Here is a 23,431-nt window from a genome sequence, read left to right as displayed (position 1 = left end):
TTATTAAGCGTGTTTTAAAAAATCCATTATGAAGTCATAAAGCTGGTTGCTGCCAAATACCATCTGGGAAATCATTCCTACGTGTTTCTTTTTAGGGATTACGTGCAATGATGAGGGCACATGAGCATTTACAAGCAATTTATTCAGTCTTTCGGATTGTATTTGTATCGCAGGATAAGTTTTCTCCCCATAAAAGATCAGGTGCGGGTTTTTACTGTTTTCTGCATAATGTAAAGGAGATCCTTTTTCCCATATGACCGGATCTTTGGAAAAGGTGCGCAGAAAATCATAATAGTTGTTATCTTTTTCCGCATTGGTCATATATTCTTTCATGTCCAGGCCAAAGGCATCATTCAAAATCACACCTTTCACAGGATTTGTAATACCGGCCTGCTTAAAGTAAACAGGGTCATCATTAATGAGTTCGGCAAGATGCCCTCCGGCAGAATGTCCCATCAGAAAAATCCTTTCCGGATTCCCGCCGTATTCACTTATATGCCCTTTTACCCATTTCACGGCTTGTGCACAATCTTCAGCCATGCGGTCATATTGATAAGCTGGTGCTAAGCCGTAGTTGATATTTACGGTCACCACTCCTTTACGGGCCAGGTTCCTTCCCAGCCACCAGTATATATTTTTTTTCCCACTGCTCCATGAGCCTCCGTGGATAAAAACTACCACATCTTTAGCTTTAGCTATATTTTTCTGATAAAAAACATCCAGTTGCCTGTACTGATCATTTACCGCAGTATAATTAATATTCTTCTCTACTTTCACTTTAGCAGTTAAAGCGAAGAACTGTCCCAGAAAGGCAAATAACATCAATAGCTTTTTTATGTGGGTCATTCCTTATTTAATTAAGGCATTCTTCTCTTTTGTAAAGTGGTTAAACACCAGTTTATCGGCCAGTGCCGGAAACAATTTATTGATCCATACGGTTAATTTACCTTGTCCTGTCATGATTAACGTACGTTTACGCGCAGCAATTCCATTGACTATATTTACTGCAACTTCTTCTGAAGACATCATCTTTCCTTCTTCCATACTGGTTTCTCCATGCGAGGTACCATCTTTTGCCAGTGCTGCCACCCGGATATTCGAAGTTGTAAAACCCGGACAAGCCACCATGACATGTACTCCAGTATGCAGAATCTCTGTTCTCAGCGCTTCCATAAATCCATTCATTGCAAATTTTGATGCGGAATAACCTGTTCTGCCGGGTAAACCACGATAGCCTGCAATAGAAGAAACGCCAATTATACTCCCTTTAGTCTTCAGGATTTCAGGTAATGCATATTTAGTGCAGTAAACCGTACCCCAGAAATTCACATCCATCAGGTTTTTAAGGACTGATAAATCAAGTTCGTTAAAAAGCGCACGCATAGATAGACCTGCGTTGTTGACCATAATATCGATCTGATTAAAGGTTAATAGTGCCTGTTTAATCAGTGCTTCACAATCTGATTCTTTGCTCACATCAGCTTGTACGGCCAGCGCTTTAATTCCGTATCTTTTTTCCAGATCGGCAGTAACTTCACATAAAGTCACAAATTGCCTGGCTGCCAGTACTAAGTTTGCACCGCGTTTAGCAAATTCTTCAGCGCATGATTTTCCTATACCCGATGAAGCACCGGTAATAATGACTACTTTATTCTTAAAATCCATCGTGATTTATTTGGTTATTGAATTGACATAGGGTACCCTGGTAACGATTGAGCGGCCTAAAGTGATTTCATCTGCATATTCCAGTTCACCGCCAAAAGCGATTCCGCGGGCAATAGTGGTAATTGGTATTTGAAAGTCTTTGAGTCTTTTATAAAGATAAAACAGGGTCGTATCCCCTTCCATAGTAGCACTTAAGGCCAGAATAATCTCCTTAACGGGTGTTGTCGCAACACGCTGAACCAGAGAGTCAATAAACAGATCGGATGGCCCGATCCCATCCATTGGAGAAATTAATCCGCCTAATACGTGGTAAACGCCAAAATATTGAGAGGTGTTTTCTACTGCCATGACATCACGCGTATCTTCTACCACACAAATTATTTCTTTCTCCCGTTTATTGGAACTGCAAATCCCGCATATGGGCAGGTCTGATATATTATGACAAATGCTACAGTGTTTGATATCTTTTCTCAACCTGATGATGGAGTTCCCGAAAGTATCTACTTCCTCTTGTTCCTTGTTCAATAAGTGCAGTACCAGACGCAATGCGGTCTTTTGTCCTACACCAGGTAGTTTGGAAAATTCGTTAACAGCATCTTCGAGTAGCTTGGAAGAAAAATTCATCTTACAAATTTATATTTTATTTCACTAATCTCGCATCTACTGCTAACTCTTCAACTAATCTGACACTAACCAGCTCATGATAGCCGGGAAACAAAGGATTCAGCAAATAATTGTATTCTGATTTATTGATTGCTGATCTGGTTTTAATGCCCAGAAATTTTCGTTCTTCCATCAGCTCATCACCAATTCTTTTATTTTGAAGATTACCTATCTCCTGCCAGTTTACAGGATAAATTTTATCAGGGAGTTTATAAATAAGGGTATCATCTACTTTGAGTTCAATACTCATCATATAGAGATTTGGAGGACTGTTTTCTATTTCAAAATGAACCAGATTTTCAAGATAAGCCAATGAACTATTTTCACTGGTATACAACATATAAGTTCCAGCATTATTCCAGCGTCCACCATCTTTATAGGCTCCCATGCCAGACAAATCAGTGGCTCTCTTTTTTAATTTTGCAATACGATATACGATCATATAAGATAACCGCTAAGAATAAACTCCTTCTTCAATTCTGCCCAGTACATTATCAACCATCGCAAGTCCTGTAGGGATATAAAACAAGTCCACCGGCTTCATTTGATTCAATGCTCTATTGGGTGTGTTTAACCACTTTTGCATTTTCTCTTCTTGTTCAAATACTTCAAAAGCATGTGCTACCACCTTAGTTACTTCTATGATATGTGAGGAAGTATATCTGTCGAGCAAATCGTCTGCTTTTTTTCGTTCCAGAGTTTTAACGGACAAATTCAGTATGTCTTCAGCAAAATTCTTTTTAGTCATTCCCATATGACTTACCAGTGCATCCAAAGAGGCTTTCTTAATCCCTTTATTGCTTAAAGTAATCAAATCAAATACAGACTTAATCTTTTCCCTTATCAGATCTGCTCCGCCCAATAAGTAGACCAGACTATCTTCACGTAACATCATAACCGACATTTTCCCTAAAGATAAAGATAATATGTCGCATTAAATGAAAAGCGTGTTTAAAATTTATCATCAACTTTTTAAACACCCTTTTGACTTTTAGCAGATGATTTTATTACATTTAGCTCCTAAAGTATAATTATATATGACTCCCGCCATACTTTTATCCTTTCTGTTAGGATATTTTGCCCTTTTAATAGGAGTAGCCTATTTCACCTCCAGGAACTCATCTGATAATGCCTCATTTTTTATTGCGAACCGCAATTCAAAATGGTACCTGGTAGCTTTTGGAATGATTGGAACAGCCCTTTCAGGGGTAACTTTTATCTCTGTACCCGGCGCGGTTGGTAAAGGTGAGTTCGGGTATTTCCAATTTGTACTGGGGAACGCCGTGGGCTTTATCATCGTAGCTACCGTCCTTTTGCCTCTTTATTACCGGATGAACCTGATTTCCATTTATACCTATCTGGAAAGAAGACTGGGCGCTTATAGTTATAAAACAGGCGCGGTAATTTTCCTGATTTCCAGAACTATCGGATCTTCGTTCAGATTATATCTGGTGGCTATTGTACTTCAAAAATTTATTTTTGATGCCTGGAATATCCCATTCTGGTTAACTATAGTACTTTGCCTGGTATTAATCTGGGTTTACACGCATAAAGGCGGTCTTAAAACTATTATCATCACCGATACCCTGCAAACAATATTTTTGCTGTTATCAGTAGTCCTTTCCATCATATTTATCGCAAAATCACTACACCTGGACATAGCAGGTACTTTTGAAGCGGTAAAAAACAGCAGTTATTCCAAAATATTCTTCTGGGAAGATTTTCTGGGCAGTAAGTCTCACTTCCTGAAACAATTTTTAGGAGGTATTTTTGTCACCGTAGCCATGGTAGGGCTGGATCAGGATCTGATGCAAAAGAACCTGAGCATGAAAAGTATCGGTGAAGCACAAAAGAACATGTTCACTTTTACAGGGGTATTTGTAGTGATGAATATCTTTTTCCTGAGTGTGGGCGCTTTATTATACCTGTATGCTGCAAAAAATGGCATAGCAGTTGCTGACTTAAAAACGCCGGATCATCTTTATCCTGAAATTGCTTTAAACCATTTGAATATCATCCCAGGGATTATTTTCATGCTGGGCTTAACGGCTGCGACATTTGCAACGACAGATTCTGCGCTAACTGCCCTTACAACTTCTTTTTGTATGGACTTCTTGCATTTTGATAAAAAAGAAAATCAGAATGATCCAAAGCTGGTCACACAGCGGCACTGGGTACATATCGGGTTTTCGGTCGTTATGGTTGCTGTTATCCTGGTCTTTAAAGCAATTAATGATGATTCTGTAGTCAATTCAATATTTACAGCAGCAGGTTATACTTATGGCCCACTGTTAGGTTTATTTGCTTTCGGGATGCTGACAAAGAAAGCAGTTGCAGATAAATTAGTACCTTATCTGTGTATTGCATCCCCTGTGTTGTGTTTTGTGATCAATACGCACAGTATAAAATGGTTTGGCTATGCAATGAGCTTTGAGCTGATTGTGCTAAACGGTTTGATTACATTTTTACTACTTTGGGTTACCGGACGAAATACGGCTGACCAAACTAAATTTTAAAATATAAATAAGCATAAAAATGACGAGTGAAGAGAAAATAAGAAGCGCGTTTGAAAACAAAAACTGGCAGGAAATCAAAGTAACGGATTCATGGCAGATCTTTAAAATAATGGCTGAATTTGTAGATGGCTTTGAAAAGCTGGCTAAAATTGGCCCCTGTGTATCCATTTTTGGTTCTGCAAGAACTGCCGAAACGAATAAATACTATCAAATGGCAGTTGATTGTGGTAAGTTACTGACAGACCGCGGTTATGGTGTAATTACAGGTGGTGGCCCTGGTATCATGGAAGCCGGTAATAAAGGTGCCCATACCAATGGCGGAAAATCTGTAGGATTAAATATTGACCTGCCTTTTGAGCAGTTCCACAATAAATATGTTGACCACAACAAATTACTGCAATTCGATTACTTCTTTGTAAGAAAAGTAATGTTCATGAAATACTCACAGGGATTTATCGTGTTACCTGGTGGAATGGGAACAATGGATGAGCTGTTTGAAGCGATTACATTAATCCAGACCGGTAAAATTGCCCGTTTCCCTATTGTCTTGTTAGGTAAGGATTATTGGGGTGGATTAATCGACTGGATCAAAAACACGATGTTAGAGAAAGAGCATAATATCCATGCAGAAGATTTAAACCTGTTCAGACTAGCGGATACCGCTGAGGAAGCAACAGAACATATCTTCAGATTCTATGATAAGTACGTCCTGAAACCTAATTTCTAGGCTGATATTTAGCAGGGGTTAGAGATGACTAACCCCTCCTGATACGACTAATTTCATCGCATCAGCAGCATTCATCTTCAATTCTTTGATTTTATCTTTAGAAACGACACAAACCTGTCCTGCAAAAGAGTAAGAGAAAGGAAAATAAACTACACAATCTCCGGGTAAGCCAATCGATGACAAATCGTTCTGCGTCATAAAGCCAATTCTTTTAATATCCGCAGTCATTTCTACCAAAACAGGATGATTAAATTTCTTTTCATCTCCAACAAATGCTTCAGTAAGGTCTTTAATGGAAGAATAAATAAAATTCAGCCCGGGTAACCTGTTCATCCAGCGGTTGAACCAGTTATACATAGGCTCAGTCACAAAATTAGTCACAAATATCCCTGCGGTCAGAATTAACGCAATAACCAGCGCAAGCCCCAGGCCCGGAATATTCCTGCTCTCTCCTGTTCTCGGGTCAACTCCCAGAATATTATTGACATTTAACCAGCTATCGACTGTGGTAACTGCCCAAATGACAATGTAAATACTTAAAGCTATAGGCAATACAATCAATAACCCCTTAATCAGGTAATTTAACAGTGCCTTCCCAATCCTATTCATAACACAAAACTACTCATAAAAATAGATGCGTTTTACCCTTTGAGAGATATTTGTTAAAATCTCATAGGGAATAGTATCAATTTGTTTTGCTAAATCGTCAACTGTCAGTTCATTATTGAATATAATGACTTCATCGCCGGTTTTAGCGTCCAGCCCGGTTATGTCCAGCATACACATGTCCATAGCGATTGTACCGATTACCGGAGCCAGTTTACCGTTCACGAGCATCTTTCCTACTCCATTGCCAAAAGACCTGCGGTAACCATCTGCATAACCTATTTTGACGGTTGCAGTAGTGCCACCTTCGGGTAAAACTCCCCAGCGGCCATAACCAATAGTATCCTTCGGCCCCACTGTCTTAATTTGCGTGATCGTAGTTTTTAAAACTGCCACGGTACGCAGTCCGCTTTTATCTGCCAGCCCGCTGTCAAAACCGTATAAACCGATACCTATTCTGACCATGTCCAATTGCGCCTGCGGATGCCTGGTGATCGCTGAGGTATTGGAAATATGCTGTATAAAGTCATAACCCAATCCCTTACGCAAGGCTCCGCTAAGATGCAGATAGGTTTTTAGCTGATAGCCTGTAAATTCATCATGCTGTTCATCTTCACTGGCTGCAAGATGCGAGAATGCAGACATTACTTTGAGTTTTTGAGTCTGGTTCAGCAAAGGCAATAATTCTGGCAGATCGGGTTCTTCAAATCCCAGCCTGTGCATCCCGGTATCAATTTTAATATGCACTGGATAAGCGATTTGCGTCTCCGGTAAGAAAGCGATAAAAGCCTTCAGAATGTCAAGGTTATAAAGTTCAGGTTCCAGCTTATATTTCAGGATCGCCTCGAAAGCAAATGGTTCAGGACTCATCACCATGATCGGTAAAGTAATTCCTGCTTTTCTTAATGCAATTCCTTCGTCTGTATAAGCTACAGCAAGATAATCTACTTTATGGTATTGTAGTAAATTGGCAATCTCAAAACTTCCGCTGCCATAAGAGAAGGCTTTCACCATCGCCATGACTTTGACGCCGGGCGCCAATTTTGCTTTATAGAATTTCAGGTTACTGGCTAATGCGTTCAAATCAATCTCCATCACTGTTCCATGAACTTTTTGTGTCAGGAGTTTGCTGATCCGTTCAAATTCAAATTTCCTTGCCCCTTTAACCAGGATTGTTTCACTGTTAAAAGTTATTTCGGCAAATTTTTGAATGAACTCTTCTGTACTTTCATAAAATGATTTTGATAAATCAAAAAGTGAGGCAAATGCACTGATATGCGGCCCTATACCAATCAGCCTGTTTACTTGTTTTTGTTTAAGTAAGGCTGCAATTTCAGTATAGAGTTCGGGATCTGTTTTTCCGGTTTCAGGTAAGTCTGATAAAATTAACGTTTTTAAAGGATGCTGATTCTGCTGATTCAAGAAATCAAGTGCTATAGCCAGTGAAGAAATATCAGCGCTATAGGAGTCATCTATGATAGAACATTGATTGATCCCGTTTTTTAATTCCAGACGCATATTTACAGCCGTCAGACGCTCTAAATGAATGTCAGCTTGTTCTGGAGTGTATCCGAGTGCTAATAAGGCAGCCCAGCAGATAATTCCGTTTTCTACTGATGCCCGGTCACCAAAGGGAAGCAGGCATTCGATTTCTTCTCCCTTGTAAAGTGCCTTGATATAGCTTTTGCCATTGATTGGTTCGACAAAAAGAATAGATAAGTCTGCTTCAGCTTTTGTACTCCAGGAGAATTGCTGCTCACCCGGTAATTCATCAGCGGTTATATTTCCGGTATAATCCGGACTGTAAATAAATAGTTTGACGTCTTTGAAGAGTTTCAATTTCTCTTTCAGTTTTTCTTCCCTGGAGGTAAATCCTTCGGCATGGGCTTCCCCTATATTCGTCAGGATACCAATTGTTGGCTGTATAATTTGAGCCAGCTGCTGCATTTCTCCATTTTTAGAAATACCGGCTTCAAAGATCCCAAGCGTATGATCCTGATGAATCTGCCAGACAGAAAGCGGTACGCCAAGCTGAGAGTTAAAGCTTTTTGGGCTCCTGACAATCTGGAAGTCTGCTGAAAGTAATTGGTATAACCATTCTTTAACAATTGTTTTCCCGTTACTCCCTGTAATCGCAATCACTTCCAGGTCAAATGCGCTGCGGTGGTTTGCTGTAATGCGTTGTAAGGCTGCCTGCACATTCTCTACTAAAAGAAAATTAGCGTCTGGGAATTTTCCCTGGTATCCGGCTTTACTAACTACAAAGTTTTTAATGCCATTGGCATAGGCTTCTGCAATAAATTCATGTCCGTCTCTGGTTGCCGAGAGGGCAAAGAATAAAGAGGTTTCCGGGCTGATTACTACGCGGCTGTCTATAAGCAGGCTATTAATTAAAGCGGGATGTTTTAATTCGAAGGATTTTATATTTAAAAGTTCAGCCAACTGCTGAATCGTATAGTTTATTTCACTCATTGATCCGAATACTAGAATGTGGTAAAGTTAAACTTTTCCAAGAGCCTGTTTGGTTTAGTTTAGCGTTTATTTGTAAACAGGCTGTAATAAATAATGCGGATATTTGCAGCATCAGCTATATATAACAAGTAATTCATATTGGAAAAAGAATATTCAAAACCGGCACTGGATAAAAGGACTGCTTTAGTTAAAGCAGAAAGTTACTGTGCCTACCAGGAGCGTGCGCAGCAGGAAATCAGAAATAAGCTTTATGACTGGGGATTGAGGCATGACGAGGTTGAAGAAGTGATCACAGAACTTATCCTGAATAACTTTCTGAATGAGGAAAGGTTTGCGATGGCATATGTGTCTGGAAAGTTTAATATCAAGAAATGGGGCAAGGTTAAGATCAAACAGGGGCTTAAATTGAAAAAGATTCCGGAGAAAATGATTTTAAAAGCACTGAATTCCATTGATTATGATGATTATTTAAAAACTATCCTTGCTGCTGCTGAAAAGAAATCAGCAGTTTTAATAGAGAAAGATGCCTATAAAAGGAAATATAAGCTGATTACCTACCTTATGGGGAAGGGCTTTGAAAATAATTTGATTTCTGAAGTACTGAAGGACAATAACTTAAGTTAATACCTGTTTTTTTTATTAAAAATAACTTGACAGTAATATAAAAGTCCTTATATTTGCAATCCCAAACGGAAACAAGGTATACAGTTTTAAGCCTTGCCAACGTGACGGAAACATCGGATGATGTTGATAAAACCAATGCGAAAGTAGCTCAGTTGGTAGAGCACGACCTTGCCAAGGTCGGGGTCGCGAGTTCGAATCTCGTCTTTCGCTCTAAGTGTCTTCTTTACCGGAAGGCATTTATTTAAAAGGTTAACACCTGCTCAGATGGTGGAACTGGTAGACACGCAGGACTTAAAATCCTGTGACCTTAAAAGTCGTGCGGGTTCGATTCCCGCTCTGAGTACTCAACTGTATAAAGTTATACAGAACCGATAATACTATACCAATGCGAAAGTAGCTCAGTTGGTAGAGCACGACCTTGCCAAGGTCGGGGTCGCGAGTTCGAATCTCGTCTTTCGCTCTAAAGCCTTCTCTAAGAAGGTTTTTATTTTTAAAAGGTTTAACACCTGCTCAGATGGTGGAACTGGTAGACACGCAGGACTTAAAATCCTGTGACCTTAAAAGTCGTGCGGGTTCGATTCCCGCTCTGAGTACTGCTTAAAGGCTTTCGTAAATTACGAAAGCCTTTTTTGTTTCCCTCCTGTTTTTATGAGATTAACCTGACTGCTATTCCCTGAAAATCAGCAACATTTGACTAAGTAAATAATCATATCAAATGAGAAAATTAACTTTTGGGCTGGCCGTGCTTGCACTAACCACCATTTTCAATACTGGTTTTGTGAGGGCACAGCAACCAGCTGGCATTAAAAACATTGTTCTGGTACACGGTGCGTTTGTGGACGGGTCGGGCTGGAAGTCAGTTTACGATATTCTTGTTAAAGATGGATATCATGTAAGTGTTGTTCAGCATCCTTTAACTTCTTTTGATGGGGATGTGGCAGCTGTGAAACGCGTACTTGCTTTGCAGGATGGCCCTTGTATTTTAGTTGGACATAGTTATGGCGGCGCAGTAATCACTGTAGCAGGTAATGAAGAACACGTTCAGGGATTAGTATACATTGCTGCACATGCTCCGGCCGACGGAGAAAATGAAGCGGCAAATGGAAAGCTATATCCTTCGGCCTATAAATCTCTTAAAAAGGGAGCTGATGGTTTTGATTATATCGATCCGGCAAGCTTCCCTGCTGATTTCGCAGCAGATGTGCCGCTGAAAGAAGCAAAATTCATCGCAAACTCACAAATGCCTGTAGCAGATTCAGCTTTTCATGCGGTTGTCCGTAATCCTGCCTGGAAAACTAAACCAAGCTGGTATATGGTCGCTAAAGCTGACCGGATTATCAATCCTGATCTGGAACGGATGTATGCGAAAAGAGCAAATAGCCAAACGGTAGAAATAGAAGGTGCCAGTCATTCAGTATTTATGTCACATCCGCAGGAGGTGGCTAAATTAATTATCATGGCAGCTGAAAAAGCTGGTAAGCCCTGATTAATTAGTGAAGCTCCATAAAATTTATGGAGCTTCAATAATTAATGTACAGATCAGTTGATCCAAACGGTTGAATATTTTGATTTCTGAGCTCTTATAGCTTTTCGTAACGTAAACAGGCCACCCCGGAAGAAAAAGTAATGTTATTGACAAGTTTAAGTTGAATGGCCTCTTTTACGGCACTGAATAATGGAATTCCCTGGCCTAAGATAACAGGATTTACAAATAGCAAAAATTCATCTATCAGATTTTCCTGTAAAAGTGAATGTACAGCTCCCGGACTTCCGATCATTAGAATATTCGTTCCTTTCTGCTCCTTTAATGTTTTAATTTTTTCAGCTGGCTGACTACTGATAATCATGGTGTCAGCAAGCTCCTGCCCTGCCAAAGTCTTTGATAAAATAACTTTGGAGACTTTATTATACCATGTGGAATGTTCAATATCATGTTTGGAAGCTCCGGGCTTGCCTGCTGCTGCTGGCCAGTAGTTTTCCATCATCTGATAGGTAACCCGTCCGTACAAAGCAGTATCTGCCAGGTTCGTTTGCTCACCTATGTAATCAAACATCTCTTCATTTATATGAATCCAGTCCATTTCGCCATTTGGCCCTGCTGCAAAGCCATCTAGTGTGATATGCATCAATAATACTATTTTTCTCATTGTCATTTTTTTTAATGGAATAAATTTACAAAGGAAAGCTTATTCCATTCGGGTGTGTACGCGCCATTTAAAGGGGGCAATATACACCCGGATTGTGACAGGTTAACTGGCTGATTTCTGTTATTATAATCTTGAAGGCGCCAGTCCGTATTTTTTCTTAAAAGCGAAAGAGAAATGCGAAAGATCTTCAAACCCAACTTCCAGATAGACCTCTGAAACTGCTTTTCCTTTTTCCTTGATCAAATGATAAGCTTCTTGTAATCTTCTTTGCTGTAACCACCTGCCTGGAGGAATTTGATAAAGTTTCTCAAAGTCTCTTTTAAAAGTAGCCAGGCTTCTTCCGGTTAAATAAGCAAACCTTTTCATCTCCACATTGAAGTGGAAATTCTTATTCATAAAAGCTTCCAGATCTATCTTCCCTGGTTCTGTAAAATCGAATAAGGTATCGGCCAGTTCCGGATTAGTTTGCAGCAGGATCAGAATAGCCTCTCTCAATTTTAAGGACAGTAGCTTTTGATTCTCTGGTTGTTTGAATTGATAAGGAAGAAGCGAATCCATATAGCTTTTGTAAAGTGGATCTGGCTTTAATTCATGAATAATCTCACTCTCGTGCTTTTTAACCTTATTATAACCATATTCTATGCTAAAATCGCGAAGCATTTGCTGGTCAAGACGAACAGATATCGATTTGAATTCTCCGTTTTCCGGCGGTATTTTCATGAATTTTACCAGATTGTTTCTTTTACAGAACCTAAAGTCACCTTCCTTAAAAACATGCGATTGATGCCCATCATTGAGATGAAGAGTTCCAGAAATCTGGTAAGTAAAAATATGTTCAGGCACGAACTGCTCCCCTTCCCTGCTTTTGGTAAAATAGCAGGAATAGAGTATCTGGGTCAATTTATTATCTTCTTCTTCTTTCCGGAACATATCAAGCTCAAATATATAAGATTAAACAGGCTATCAGCTTATGCTTTTTTCAACAGTGTTTTTCCTTCTTCAGTTTCCAGAAAATTTACAGCTTCTGCATGGTCTGTGGAAACAGATACTGGTATCCACTCCTCAAATTCTGCCATTTTTAAAGCTTCAGCATGCTTTACAAGACCTACGGCTTCGCTGCCCAGAATCAGATGAACAGGTGGTTTCGGATGTTCAACCAGGTCAATCATTACTTTTGCAGCCTTGTCAGGATCTCCCATGGGCACAAAATTACCTGCTTTAAAAAGTCCGGCTATCTGATCGACAGTAGATTCGTATCCTTCTACTCCTTGTGCATAACTCATCGAATCACCAGCCCAGTCTGTACGGAACCCTCCTGGTTCAACGCTGGTTACATAAATTCCCAAATGCGCAACTTCCTGAGCCAATGCCTCGCTAAAACCACCCAAACCGAATTTAGCAGCCTGATAAATCGTCAGTCCAAAATGGCCAACTCTTCCTCCTACAGAACTGATCTGAAGAATTCTTCCTGAGCGTTGTTTGCGCATATAAGGCAAAATAGCACGGGTAATAGCAATAGGTGCATTTAAATTAGTTTCCAGCTGACTGCGTACTTGTTCATCAGTAAAAGCTTCGGCAGCTCCGGTAATTCCGAAACCAGCATTGTTTACCAATACATCGATACGGCCAAAATGCCCGATAGCCGCTTTAACTGCCTGGTTAATTTGATTTTGATCTGTGACGTCCAGCTTTACGGGAAAAAGCTGATCCGGATATTTTGCCAGAAGCTCATTTAATTGTTCTGGATTACGCGCCGTTGCGACTACATTAGCTCCATTAGCGAGCACACTTTCGGTCAGGTTTCTTCCTAATCCTCTTGAACTTCCGGTGATAAACCAAACTTTTTTGGTTGTTTCTGAATTTGTCATTTGCTATGATTTTTGTTGAGTTAAAGTTCGGAAGTATTGAGGAAGCCCGCTTTGCTGGAAAGCTCAATTTTCATTTGTTATAAAGCTCAGTTTGATAACGGGAGAAGCAGAATCAATTTGTGACTTTAATTTGATATGTGATAAGGGCATGATTGCTATTCACTTACCACTCAGTCAGGTGATTTTTATTAAATGGCTGCTCTTGCTTTTTGTTTAACTTATATCTTAATGATTACAATTAATATATATTCGCATTTCTGATAATTAATTAACGATAACATGAAATTCGAAAAGATAACTATTATAGATCGCAGCGGTCTGACTGAAGCAATCATAGAACAGCTTGCTGCTTTATCAAAAAATAAAATCAGCATATATAATGATTACCCTCAGGATGATGCCGAAACGCTTGCCCGCATCGGTGATTCAGATGCGGTACTGGTAAGCTGGCAAACAAAAATTAAAGCAGAAATTATTGCGCAGACTTCTCATTTAAAATATATTGGTATGTGTTGCAGTTTGTATGATGAAGCTTCTGCAAATGTTGATATTATAGCAGCAAGAGAAAAAGGTATCCAGGTAAAAGGGGTTAGAGATTATGGAGATGAAGGTGCAGTAGAATTTATATTCGCACAGCTGATTTTCTTACTCAAAGGCTTAATAAAGGCCAGATGGAAGGATGAACCTATGGAGTTAAAAAATAAAAGCATAGGAATCATTGGTCTTGGAACATTAGGATTGATGGTCGCACAAACTGCACAGCATTTTGGCATGCAGGTATTTTATTTTAACCGCAGCAGAAAATATGAGCAGGAAAAAAATGGGATTACATTTTTACCCCTTGATGAGTTAATGAAATCTTGTGATATCATTTCAACACATTTACCAAAAAATACAATTGTCCTTACAGAAAAAGAGTTTAAATTAAAGAAACCGAATTCAATTCTTGTCAATACATCATTGGGAGTGCCTTTTGAGAAGGAAGCGTTTCTAAACTGGATCGCGGATGCCAAAAACTTTGCCATCTTTGATGCGGACGGAGTTGGGGACTTTGCGGAAGAATTTGCAAAGCATGATAATATCATTTTATCTGATCAGTTTGGAGGCTTTACTTTTGAAGCGAAACAAAGGCTTTCAGAGAAGGTTTTTATCAATATGACCAATTACCTGGATAATAAATAATTTTTTAATGCAAGCACTAAAAAGACTCGTATTCTGGACTTCGATAGCTGCTATTGCTTGCTGGGTAATTATAGCACTGTTCGGAAAACTTATTCCGCTGGAAATCAAGATTGGAAAAAGCGGGGACTTTCATCAGCTGTTTGTATTCTACGGATTACAAACAGCTGTGTTATTTACTTTATCCGGCACGCTAAAAAAAACAGATCGTAAAAAGCCATTGCTTATAAAAGTAGGTTTAACTGTAGTAGCTGCATTCTTCGCAGCCTTTATAGCTTTCATAACTGTTTTTTCTGGTATGTGCAGCTGGAGTACAGACCGGACTTTATTTGAGTATAAAGACAGTCCGGGTACTCAGATCATTTTAAGAAGAAAAGGCTGCGGTTCTGATCAAAAGATCTACCCTATTTATAAAACCTGTAAGGTTGTATATATTACTTCAGATTTGTTCTGGATCAAAGATATAGATACCAATCAAATTGATAAAAGTTTATGGAAAAGGATTCCGCTCAGGGAAAAATTTTAAAGCACAACCACCACAGTTTCCGGAACGATATAAACTTCTCTGTTAATGTTTTTATTCGTTTGATAAGTCTCTTTTCCCAATCTCCTCAGCGTCCGGTAATGTGATTGCAAAGCAGCTGTAAAGGTGATACTTTCTATATATGGAAGGTTAAATTCTTTAGCAGTTTCTTTAACAATAGCACCTATTGCAGGATAATGGATATGACAGATTTTCGGAAAAAGGTGATGTTCTATCTGGCGGTTTAATCCTCCGCATAAGAAAGCCGCTATCTTACTTCCTCCGGCAAAATTTGCTGTAGTTCTCATTTGATGTGCTGCCCAGGCTTCTTCCATATTTCCTTCTTCATTCGGTAAAGGGAAGTCAGTTCCTTCTACCACATGTGCCAGTTGAAATACAAGTCCGAGCACTAAGCCCTGAGCGAGTTGCATGGCCAGAAAACCGATTAAAAACTGACCCCAGGTAATGGGCATCACGATTAAAGGCAAAGCGATAAACAGGAAATAATAGATTGCTTTGTAACCAAAGAGTTTGTAATATTCAGCACGGGGATGTACCACGGTATGTTCACCTATTTTATGCTGAAAAAATTTCTTATAATCTTTTCTGAAAACCCATGATAACATAGAAAAGCTATACAATATAAATGCATAGTAATGCTGATATCTTTGCAGTTTGTTAACGGTTTCAGTATCAGAAAACCGGATAAGGCCCGGTGCTACATCAATATCCTCGTCATGACCAGCAATATTTGTATAGGTATGGTGTACAATGTTATGGCAAATGTTCCATACATATGGGCTGGCACCAATCAGGTTAAATACAAAGCTGAAGACCTTGTTGACAGTAGCATTACGTGAAAAGGAGTTATGAATAGCATCGTGGCAGATATTAAAGCCTACAAATGCTCCGGATACGCCCAATAGCATAGCTAATAACAGTAAGATTGGCAAACTAAGATTCGCTAGTAGAATCAGTAGATACAGTACCGTTAAACTTGTTAAAAAGAATGTAGCTTTAAACAACATGGCTCCATTTGCATGGATAGAAATATTGTTTGTTGTAAAATAAGTATCAACCCTTTTTCGTACCGTAATATAAAATGTTGACTGATTTGTATTAATAAACTTGACTTTTTTAGTCATCCTGTGTGTCTTCCCCGCTTCGACTTTAAGAGCCTGTTTATGTATTGTTGTAAATTATGTTGTGCTGCAAATTATATTCCACTGTAAATATAACGCATAGTTATACCTTGCCTTGTTAAGGCATCTTTATCTTTCAGTACAAAAATCTTATTGTTTTATAGTTGACTCCGCAGATTCCCTTGCACAACACTATAACGATAAAGCGGCTATACAAGTATATCTTCCTTAATTTTCTCCCGATGGTTCAATCCCCACTGGACTAACATGTCAGTTACCGGAATGATACTTTTACCATATTCAGTTACCGCATAATCAATGGTAACCGGCCTGGTATCCTGAATGGTTCTGGTCACCATTAAATTAAGTTCAAGATCTTTTAATTCTTTTGATAACATTTTGGCAGAAATCCCATTAATACCCCGCTGAATCTTCTTGAAATGATTATTTTCTGAAGTCCTGTTTGTCAGATACCTCATGATTAACAACTTCCATTTTCCCCCTAATATTTCTATACTATCGCGCATAGCTGTAAGTTCTTCCTGACAACTTGCTTCACGTATATTCCCTTTATTTTTTACGGTGCCCATTTCCTGCTGGTTTAATTGAGGTAACCAGTTACCTGTAGTTAACTAATAGCAAATATAAGTTATTGACCAATTAAATTAGCCTTCGTGTTTGAACAGTTTATCACGGTTCATTTAAATTCAAATTATATGAAAGCGATTCTATTAAAAGATTTTGGAAGTACTGATAATTTCATCCTTGAAAATAATTATGCAATCCCTGAACCCGGGGATCGTGACATCCTGATTAAAATAAAAGCAACTGCTTTTAATCCAATTGATTATCAGATGAGGCAAGGTAAAACAGAAAAAAAACGAATGCATTCCCCTATCCTGGGACGCGAGTTTTCTGGTGTCATTGTTAAGGTGGGTAAACTAACGCAACGATTTAAAGTTGGTGATGCAGTGTTTGCTGCTTCTGGTAGTATGGGGTCAAACGGTACTTATACTGAATATATCAGTGTGCCGGAATTGCTCTTAGTACATAAACCTGAGCAGTTGACTTTTGAAGAAGCCGCTGCTATTCCAAGTGCTTCTCTTACAGCGCTGCAATGTTATAACCGGTTGGGTATCCAGTTTACGGATTCGGTCTTCATTACCGGGGCTGCCGGGGGTGTAGGTATGGCGCTGGTCAAAATACTGATTGCTAAAGGTTATCAGAAAATCATAGCGACTGCGGGTAACCAGGAGAGTAAAAGTCAATTGCTTAAAGCTGGATTAAAAGAGGAGCAGCTTATTGATTATAAAACAGCTCATCTTTCACAGGTTATCATAAATCACAATAAAGGTCATTTATTTAATCATTGTATAGATCTGGTTGGGGATCAGATGTCCCTGATTTGTGCACAGGTAATTGCGACAAACGGCACTTATGCTGATGTGACTGCTTTAACCACCGGGCAGGCAAGGGAAGAACTGTTTCACAAAGGAGCAGTTCTGGTGAATATTTCCAACTATGCCTATTCCCTGGAAAAGAATTATGGTTATTATGGAGACAGCCTGAGCAAGTTTATGCAGTTAATGTCAGTGCTTTCTCTTAGTCCTCCTGCCATAAAAAATATAGGCTTACTAAGCGTAGAAACAGTCAAAGAGGCACATCAGCTTTTGGAAGATAACCAAACCAAAGGCAGAAAATTAGTGATGCAGATCGCTTAGTCACTACCAGTAGAATTTTATCAAAAGATACTATAACAATGTCACAAATACCAAAGATACCACGACGAATAGTCACAGGAATAAAAAATGGCAGATCAGTCATCACTGATGATGCAATAGCTACTAACGTCTCAGAACATTTCCCTGGTCTGATCATCTCAGATATCTGGGCAACAAGCCAGATGCCAGCAGACCTGTCAACAGAGATTATAGTAGAAAACACCGCATATCCGGTAGTACCTGCAAACGGGTCTTATTTCCGTTATGTAAGCATTCCACCAGATAAAGATCTGGGAATTAAACCGCTGGAGGCTGGACAAGTACATCCTTTAATGCATAAAACCGCTACACTTGATTATATCATTATCTTATCAGGAGAGATTTATATGATTCTGGACGAGGAAGAAACATTATTAAAAGCTGGAGATATAGTGATTCAGCGGGGCACAAATCATGCCTGGAGCAACCGTTCTGATACCCATTGTATTCAACTGGCAGTTTTATTAGCTGCCAATTAAATTTATATTTAAGGCTAATCAATCAGCTACTGGCTCGAATTGTGTTAAGTTAATTGATGATTAGCCTTAATTATGACTATACAACCAATTACTTCAATTGTGTCCATCCTTGACAATGACTTTTATAAGTTCACCATGCAGCAGGGTGTTATTCGTTTGTTCCCGTATGCCAAAGTGCGTTATAAATTTATAAACCGTGGTAAACATTCTTTTCCACCAGGATTTGGTGATGCACTGCGTAAGGCGGTGAACGAAATGCCAGCGTTGCGGTTAACCCGCGAAGAGAAGAAATTCTTGCAGGTCAACTGCCCTTATCTTGATCCGTTATACCTGGATTTTCTGGAAGGTTATCGGTATCAGCCAGATGAAGTGCATATTGAACAGGCAGGTGATCAGTTAGAAATACATATTGAGGGCTTATGGTATCGTGCTATTTTATGGGAGGTTCCAATTATGTCTTTAATTTGCGAACTATTCTATGAGCTGACACATGCGGTTAGGATCAGTAATGAAGAGGTAATTGAAAGGACAAGGAAAAAGATCGAGAACTATCGGGATCTTGGTGTTACAGTTGCTGAATTCGGCACGCGCCGCAGGTATTCTTACGCTATTCACCGCCTGGTATTGCAGACGTTGCAGCAATATGGAGAGGGATCATTTATCGGAACCAGTAATGTACATATGGCAATGGTCCATCAAACCAAACCAATTGGAACGCATGCGCATGAATGGTTTATGTTCCATGCGGCACGTTATGGTTTTAAAATGGCCAATTCTTTAGGTCTGGAGCATTGGGTACAGGTTTTCCGCGGAGACCTGGGGATTGCTTTATCCGATACCTATACAACTGATGTATTTTTCAGACAGTTTGATAAAATGTTCTCCAAGTTATTTGATGGGGTAAGGCATGATAGTGGTGATCCGCTGCTTTTTGCAGATAAAGTGATTGCACATTATGAGCGGATGGGTATAGATCCACAGACTAAAACTATCATTTTTTCTGATGCACTTAATTATGAAAAGGTTGCCAGGATTGCTGGTCACTGCCGTAACCGGATTGGTATATCCTTCGGTATCGGAACTAATCTGACTAATGATGCCGGCCCTGAGCCAATGAATATAGTGATTAAAATGACGCAGGCTCAACCTCAGAATGAGCAATGGACAGATGTGATCAAATTATCAGATGAGCATGGGAAATATACAGGTACAGAGAAAATGATTACACTTGCTAAAGAAATTCTTGAAATTGATTAGTAAACTTATTTGATTTTCAAACTGTAAATTAAACCTTTACCACCGGCAAGTAAAATAAGCTTGCCGTTTTTTGCTTTTTGAATCACATTAAAGCTTTCCTCAGAGATGTGATACCAGTTCATGCCGCCGTCTCTGGAAACATCAGTGCCTGAGGTACCGGTCGCAAAACAGGTTTTATCATCATACCAGATTACACCGGAACGAAAACCAAAAACCGGTCTTGATGGTTTTGACCATGATTTTCCTCCATCACTGGTGAGTAACACGTTATTTGTGTTTTCTTTATCTTTTTCATAATCACCACCAACTACTATCCCCTGATTTTCATTGTAAAAGTCTATTGAGAATGCGCCTGTAGTACTTTTTCCACGTAAAATCGGACAGTCGTATCTTTTCCAGCTTAACCCGTAATTATCAGATGCATAAATATTTGATTTTGTACCACCAGTGGCTATCCAGACTTTTCCTCCGGCCATGGTTTTAATTCCGGTGCCGCTTGCTGCAAAACCAGCCTCGCCGGTTGCAGTAGTCTGTTTTAACCTGGTGGATACATCTTTCCAGTTACAACCTCCATCATCAGTAATAAGCAGTTGTAAGTGGTTTTGAATGGGATCACCGAAGATGATCCCATGTTTTTTATCCCAGAATGACATTCCATCAAGGAATATCGCAGAATCCAGGTTTTTATAAGTTTCAGTCCAGCTTTTCCCTCCATCTTCGGTACGAAGAATGTAAGCTGGAGAACCTGCATTAACGATTACTGCATGGTTTTTATCAAAGGCTTCAATATCTCTGAAGTCGAGTTTTTCATAACCTTTAGGTTTTGTCCATGTCCACTCCTTACCTCCATCTGTGCTTCTGCCAATGAATCCGTTACTTCCGCTTACCCAGGCAATGCTGTCAGAGACGACAGACATTCCTCTGATACTGGTATTAGTTCCAGTATTAACAGTACTTAGTTCGTAGGTTTGTGAAAATACAGCAAAGGGCGTCAGCAATAAAAGGTACAGGAGTATTCGCATTATTTAACTTTTTTCCAGACTTCAGATCTTCCAATAATTGAGATACCAATATACCCGCGCATATTCAAATCACCATTGTCCTTAAGGTTCATATTACAGCTATAGGTTTTACCAGATTTGGGATCATAGATTTTACCATCAGTCCATTTTCCATCTTCAAAAACAAAGTCTTTAAGCATTTCCATTCCTAATATAGGTCTGGATTTCAGCTTGGCATCAGGATTTTTAATATCCGTCTTTGCATTGCCTTTTTCATCTTTTGGAGCTTTTAGCCATACAATCTTACCAAAATATTTAGACTCTTTTTTATAAATCTCTACATGTGCCTCTCCTGTAGAGTTAACCCATTGACCAAGAATAGCATCTTTGTTTTGTGCAAAACCTGTGAAGGAAATTGCTGTAATCAGTAAAAGCAGTGAAATGTATCTCATAAGTTTATATTTAGTTTAGGCTAATTTACAAATTACACCTAGTAAACAACTATGGTTTTCATTGGTTTTTCGTTTTTGTTCATTTTCCATTATAAAACCTGCATCCAGAAAAAGATTATTTACAATGTCGTTTATCCTTTCATCAGCTCTGCAAAAAGCTGGTAAGAATACAATCTTGCCTGATGATCAAAAATGTGAGAAGTAACCATGATCTCATCAACACCGGTTTGTTTAATAAAAGACTCCATATCTTCTTTGATAGTCTGTGGACTGCCAAAAAACGAACAAGCTATCATTTGGCTCACTGCTTCCTCTTCATAATCAGTCCAAACGCCATTCATATTCTCAACTGGTGGTTGTAATAGTTCAAGTTTACCAGTCACTACGCCCATAAAGAAGCGTTTTAAAGAAGTAGCCAGCCTGTTAGCTTCAGCATCTGTGTCCGCAGCGATTACATTAACACAGGAAATTACATAAGGCGCTTTAAGATGTTCAGAAGGCTTGAAATTCTGACGATAAAGATTAATTGCTGTCAGGAACTGAGCTGGGGCAAAGTGACTCGCAAAAGCGTAAGGAAGTCCCATAGCCGCAGCTAAACGTGCACTGTCAGTGCTGGAACCTAATACCCAGATTGGAATATCCAATCCTTCGCCCGGAATTGCTCTGACCCGGCTATTTGCATTATCTGCTGAGAAAAAAGTTTGTAATTTGATAATATCCTGCGGGAAGTCATGCACCGCATTAAACCGCTCTCCTCTGATGGCCATAGCGGTAGTCTGATCGGTACCCGGTGCACGGCCAAGTCCTAAATCTATTCTTCCTGGATATAAAGTGGCTAAAGTCCCAAACTGTTCCGCAACGATTAACGGGGAGTGATTAGGCAGCATAATTCCGCCCGAACCTACCCGGATGGTTTTGGTATTTCCTGCAATATGACCGATCAGCAGAGAAGTTGCTGAGCTGGCCACACTAATCATATTGTGATGTTCTGCCAGCCAATACCTGGTGTAACCAAATTTCTCTGCATTTTGCGCCAGATCAACGCTATTAATAAAAGTATCAGCAGGTGTTTTTCCAGCAACCACTGTTGCTAAATCTAATACTGAATATGGGATACTTGATAGTTTCTTTTGATGTGTTTCATTTACCATTATGGAGCTCTCTACTAAGACAGGATATTTGCCTGTTTTATAAAATTAGAGATTAGTAATGGTAAAAATATCCGGTACTGAAAGATTTGACTTTACATACAGAAGTGTTGCATGGCTTAAATTGATAACCTGTCTAATTCGGCAAGTATCCATTTACCGTTAATCCAGTACCCGGAGAACTGAATAGTATCTTCACCGTTTTCAATTCTAAATTTAACAGTTACTTCCAAACTGATCTTACCAGCTGCATACAGGTCATTATCATAATTTCCAATTTTATAGCTTACTGATTTATTCTTGCTGATTGCATATTTAGTATCTTCAAGATAACTGGAAACTGAACTGATATCATTTAATATTTCACTATAGTATTGTTCAGGATGTTTATTCATCAGACTCTGAATATTTGTTAATATTTCTTTCTCCTGAGCACCCGGAGAACCTTTTAATTTATTACCCGCCATTTGCAGGATATCAGATCGGAAATACTGGATAAAATCTGCTTCAGAAAGCAGATAAGGAAGGTCTTTTACAGGAGTATGTACGGCCATATCATGTAATACAGCATTGATAAAAATCTTAGGATCTGAGACACAGGTTCCTGCGGTTACCCAATGGTCATCTTTGATAGAATGATCAGTTGAATAGACAGGTGATACATTTGTTGCATCCGGCTCTTCGTTTCCGAGCAAAGGTTCAAAACTAATCTTGTTACTCTCGGCAGTCTTCAGCCCAAAGAAATTGTCTTTAACGGCTGTTAAAAGCCAGTGGTCATCCTGTTTTAATAAGTCCAGTCTGATGGCAAGCGTATCAGCAGCATGTTTAAATGCAATATATAAAGTGAGCCTGTCTGGTGTTTGTAAGTTATATAAAACCTGGCTGGTCGAAAAGTAACTGTTATAGAAAGTAGTGTTTTCCGGAGTAATGTTCTTTGTTTTCGCCTTATTCAGCAGCTTATTCCACGCACTGACCAGCAATGGTGCCGCAGACGGTTCATTTGGAAAGATCGGTATCCGGCTCAGGTCTTCTTTATTTAAGAAGGCTGCTGCCAGTTCTTTACCGAGAGAGTCGGGCATCACTTTACAAGTTGTTTGGCCATTTACACTGATGGTATAAATCAGGCAGATGATAAACAGTACTATTGTCTTTCTCCTTAACATATGATGATAGTTCTTATGATATCTTATGACAGCAAAGAT

Annotated in this window: 25 protein-coding genes and 4 tRNA genes; 13 read left to right on the top strand and 16 right to left on the bottom strand. The window is 39.2% G+C overall.

Annotation, left to right across the window (positions count from 1 at the left end):
* Window positions 1-3: 3 nt before the first annotated feature.
* From HDE70_RS15545 to HDE70_RS15525, 5 genes are read right to left on the bottom strand one after another with little or no spacing between them, the layout of a single operon-like run.
* The gene (locus HDE70_RS15545; RefSeq protein ID WP_260160920.1) at window positions 4-846 is read right to left on the bottom strand and encodes an alpha/beta hydrolase; all 843 of its coding nucleotides are present in this window, start codon (window positions 844-846) and stop codon (window positions 4-6) included.
* 3 nt (window positions 847-849) lie between these two features.
* Window positions 850-1,665, bottom strand: a complete 816-nt coding sequence (locus HDE70_RS15540) for an SDR family oxidoreductase (protein ID WP_183868042.1) — start codon at window positions 1,663-1,665, stop codon at window positions 850-852.
* Between the two features lie 6 nt (window positions 1,666-1,671).
* The gene (recR, locus tag HDE70_RS15535; RefSeq protein ID WP_183868041.1) at window positions 1,672-2,289 is read right to left on the bottom strand and encodes a recombination mediator RecR; all 618 of its coding nucleotides are present in this window, start codon (window positions 2,287-2,289) and stop codon (window positions 1,672-1,674) included.
* Between the two features lie 16 nt (window positions 2,290-2,305).
* Window positions 2,306-2,770 (bottom strand): RES family NAD+ phosphorylase, encoded by a 465-nt coding sequence (locus tag HDE70_RS15530; RefSeq protein ID WP_183868040.1) that lies wholly within the window; start codon window positions 2,768-2,770, stop codon window positions 2,306-2,308.
* 12 nt (window positions 2,771-2,782) lie between these two features.
* Window positions 2,783-3,223: an antitoxin Xre/MbcA/ParS toxin-binding domain-containing protein gene (locus tag HDE70_RS15525; RefSeq protein WP_183868039.1), complete on the bottom strand. Its 441-nt coding sequence runs from the start codon at window positions 3,221-3,223 to the stop codon at window positions 2,783-2,785.
* Window positions 3,224-3,365: 142 nt separating this feature from the next.
* Here HDE70_RS15525 and HDE70_RS15520 point away from each other — a divergent pair, with 142 nt between their 5' ends.
* Entirely contained in the window at window positions 3,366-4,844 is a 1,479-nt protein-coding gene (locus HDE70_RS15520) for a sodium:solute symporter (protein ID WP_183868038.1), read from the top strand.
* A gap of 19 nt (window positions 4,845-4,863) precedes the next feature.
* Entirely contained in the window at window positions 4,864-5,571 is a 708-nt protein-coding gene (locus HDE70_RS15515) for a TIGR00730 family Rossman fold protein (RefSeq protein WP_041884462.1), read from the top strand.
* A gap of 18 nt (window positions 5,572-5,589) precedes the next feature.
* On the opposite strand, the gene HDE70_RS15510 is transcribed toward HDE70_RS15515, so the two are convergent.
* On the bottom strand, window positions 5,590-6,180 hold the full coding sequence (locus HDE70_RS15510; protein WP_183868037.1) for a DUF502 domain-containing protein: 591 nt from the start codon (window positions 6,178-6,180) through the stop codon (window positions 5,590-5,592).
* 9 nt (window positions 6,181-6,189) lie between these two features.
* A complete protein-coding gene (locus HDE70_RS15505) occupies window positions 6,190-8,649 on the bottom strand; it encodes a bifunctional UDP-N-acetylmuramoyl-tripeptide:D-alanyl-D-alanine ligase/alanine racemase (protein ID WP_183891167.1) in 2,460 nt (819 codons plus the stop codon).
* Window positions 8,650-8,787: 138 nt separating this feature from the next.
* Between HDE70_RS15505 and HDE70_RS15500 the strand changes: the two genes are divergently transcribed.
* The 6 genes from HDE70_RS15500 (at window position 8,788) to HDE70_RS15475 (ending at window position 10,759) form a co-directional block, all read left to right on the top strand.
* Entirely contained in the window at window positions 8,788-9,273 is a 486-nt protein-coding gene (locus HDE70_RS15500; protein ID WP_221270686.1) for a regulatory protein RecX, read from the top strand.
* A gap of 137 nt (window positions 9,274-9,410) precedes the next feature.
* Window positions 9,411-9,483: transfer RNA gene (locus HDE70_RS15495), tRNA-Gly, on the top strand.
* Between the two features lie 48 nt (window positions 9,484-9,531).
* Window positions 9,532-9,616: transfer RNA gene (locus tag HDE70_RS15490), tRNA-Leu, on the top strand.
* 44 nt (window positions 9,617-9,660) lie between these two features.
* Window positions 9,661-9,733: transfer RNA gene (locus tag HDE70_RS15485), tRNA-Gly, on the top strand.
* A 48-nt stretch (window positions 9,734-9,781) separates the two neighbouring features.
* A tRNA-Leu gene (locus HDE70_RS15480) sits at window positions 9,782-9,866 on the top strand.
* A 122-nt stretch (window positions 9,867-9,988) separates the two neighbouring features.
* Entirely contained in the window at window positions 9,989-10,759 is a 771-nt protein-coding gene (locus tag HDE70_RS15475) for an alpha/beta fold hydrolase (RefSeq protein ID WP_183868035.1), read from the top strand.
* Window positions 10,760-10,853: 94 nt separating this feature from the next.
* Here HDE70_RS15475 and HDE70_RS15470 read toward each other — a convergent pair whose 3' ends face one another.
* The 3 genes from HDE70_RS15470 to HDE70_RS15460 all read right to left on the bottom strand — a co-directional run bounded on the left by HDE70_RS15470 (window position 10,854) and on the right by HDE70_RS15460 (window position 13,288).
* Window positions 10,854-11,420 (bottom strand): dihydrofolate reductase family protein, encoded by a 567-nt coding sequence (locus tag HDE70_RS15470; protein WP_183868034.1) that lies wholly within the window; start codon window positions 11,418-11,420, stop codon window positions 10,854-10,856.
* 123 nt (window positions 11,421-11,543) lie between these two features.
* The gene (locus HDE70_RS15465) at window positions 11,544-12,350 is read right to left on the bottom strand and encodes a helix-turn-helix domain-containing protein (RefSeq protein WP_183891166.1); all 807 of its coding nucleotides are present in this window, start codon (window positions 12,348-12,350) and stop codon (window positions 11,544-11,546) included.
* 38 nt (window positions 12,351-12,388) lie between these two features.
* Entirely contained in the window at window positions 12,389-13,288 is a 900-nt protein-coding gene (locus HDE70_RS15460; protein ID WP_183891165.1) for an oxidoreductase, read from the bottom strand.
* Window positions 13,289-13,567: 279 nt separating this feature from the next.
* Between HDE70_RS15460 and HDE70_RS15455 the strand changes: the two genes are divergently transcribed.
* Together HDE70_RS15455 and HDE70_RS15450 are read left to right on the top strand one after the other, a co-directional pair.
* The gene (locus HDE70_RS15455; protein ID WP_183891164.1) at window positions 13,568-14,470 is read left to right on the top strand and encodes an NAD(P)-dependent oxidoreductase; all 903 of its coding nucleotides are present in this window, start codon (window positions 13,568-13,570) and stop codon (window positions 14,468-14,470) included.
* 7 nt (window positions 14,471-14,477) lie between these two features.
* Window positions 14,478-14,993, top strand: a complete 516-nt coding sequence (locus HDE70_RS15450) for a hypothetical protein (protein WP_183891163.1) — start codon at window positions 14,478-14,480, stop codon at window positions 14,991-14,993.
* Here HDE70_RS15450 and HDE70_RS15445 read toward each other — a convergent pair.
* Window positions 14,990-16,135, bottom strand: coding sequence for a fatty acid desaturase family protein (locus tag HDE70_RS15445; RefSeq protein WP_183891162.1), 1,146 nt, complete (start codon window positions 16,133-16,135; stop codon window positions 14,990-14,992). The genes HDE70_RS15450 and HDE70_RS15445 overlap by 4 nt on opposite strands.
* Window positions 16,136-16,341: 206 nt before the next feature.
* Window positions 16,342-16,722 carry a winged helix-turn-helix transcriptional regulator gene (locus tag HDE70_RS15440; protein ID WP_183868028.1) on the bottom strand — a complete coding sequence of 127 codons (381 nt, stop codon included), beginning with the start codon at window positions 16,720-16,722 and terminating at the stop codon, window positions 16,342-16,344.
* Window positions 16,723-16,848: 126 nt separating this feature from the next.
* On the opposite strand from HDE70_RS15440, the gene HDE70_RS15435 reads away from it, so the two are divergent.
* From HDE70_RS15435 to pncB, 3 genes are all read left to right on the top strand, one after another.
* Complete coding sequence (locus HDE70_RS15435) at window positions 16,849-17,853, top strand: zinc-binding alcohol dehydrogenase family protein (RefSeq protein ID WP_183891161.1); 1,005 nt, start codon at window positions 16,849-16,851, stop codon at window positions 17,851-17,853.
* Between the two features lie 38 nt (window positions 17,854-17,891).
* Entirely contained in the window at window positions 17,892-18,371 is a 480-nt protein-coding gene (locus HDE70_RS15430; protein WP_183891160.1) for a cupin domain-containing protein, read from the top strand.
* Between the two features lie 72 nt (window positions 18,372-18,443).
* Complete coding sequence (gene pncB / locus HDE70_RS15425; RefSeq protein ID WP_183891159.1) at window positions 18,444-19,628, top strand: nicotinate phosphoribosyltransferase; 1,185 nt, start codon at window positions 18,444-18,446, stop codon at window positions 19,626-19,628.
* Window positions 19,629-19,633: 5 nt separating this feature from the next.
* On the opposite strand, the gene HDE70_RS15420 is transcribed toward pncB, so the two are convergent.
* The 4 genes from HDE70_RS15420 to HDE70_RS15405 form a co-directional block, all read right to left on the bottom strand.
* On the bottom strand, window positions 19,634-20,650 hold the full coding sequence (locus tag HDE70_RS15420) for a WD40/YVTN/BNR-like repeat-containing protein (RefSeq protein ID WP_183868024.1): 1,017 nt from the start codon (window positions 20,648-20,650) through the stop codon (window positions 19,634-19,636).
* Entirely contained in the window at window positions 20,650-21,081 is a 432-nt protein-coding gene (locus tag HDE70_RS15415; RefSeq protein ID WP_183868023.1) for a DUF2147 domain-containing protein, read from the bottom strand. Before HDE70_RS15415 ends, HDE70_RS15420 begins: the two co-directional genes overlap by 1 nt.
* 131 nt (window positions 21,082-21,212) lie before the next feature.
* A complete protein-coding gene (locus tag HDE70_RS15410) occupies window positions 21,213-22,232 on the bottom strand; it encodes an LLM class flavin-dependent oxidoreductase (protein WP_183891158.1) in 1,020 nt (339 codons plus the stop codon).
* 116 nt (window positions 22,233-22,348) lie between these two features.
* Window positions 22,349-23,392 carry a hypothetical protein gene (locus HDE70_RS15405; RefSeq protein WP_183868021.1) on the bottom strand — a complete coding sequence of 348 codons (1,044 nt, stop codon included), beginning with the start codon at window positions 23,390-23,392 and terminating at the stop codon, window positions 22,349-22,351.
* Window positions 23,393-23,431: the final 39 nt, after the last annotated feature.

Origin of the sequence: Pedobacter cryoconitis, assembly GCF_014200595.1 — a bacterium.
Lineage (GTDB): Bacteria > Bacteroidota > Bacteroidia > Sphingobacteriales > Sphingobacteriaceae > Pedobacter > Pedobacter cryoconitis_C.
Note: the sequence above shows the minus strand (reverse complement) of the source record. Positions and strands in the feature narration are given on the sequence as shown.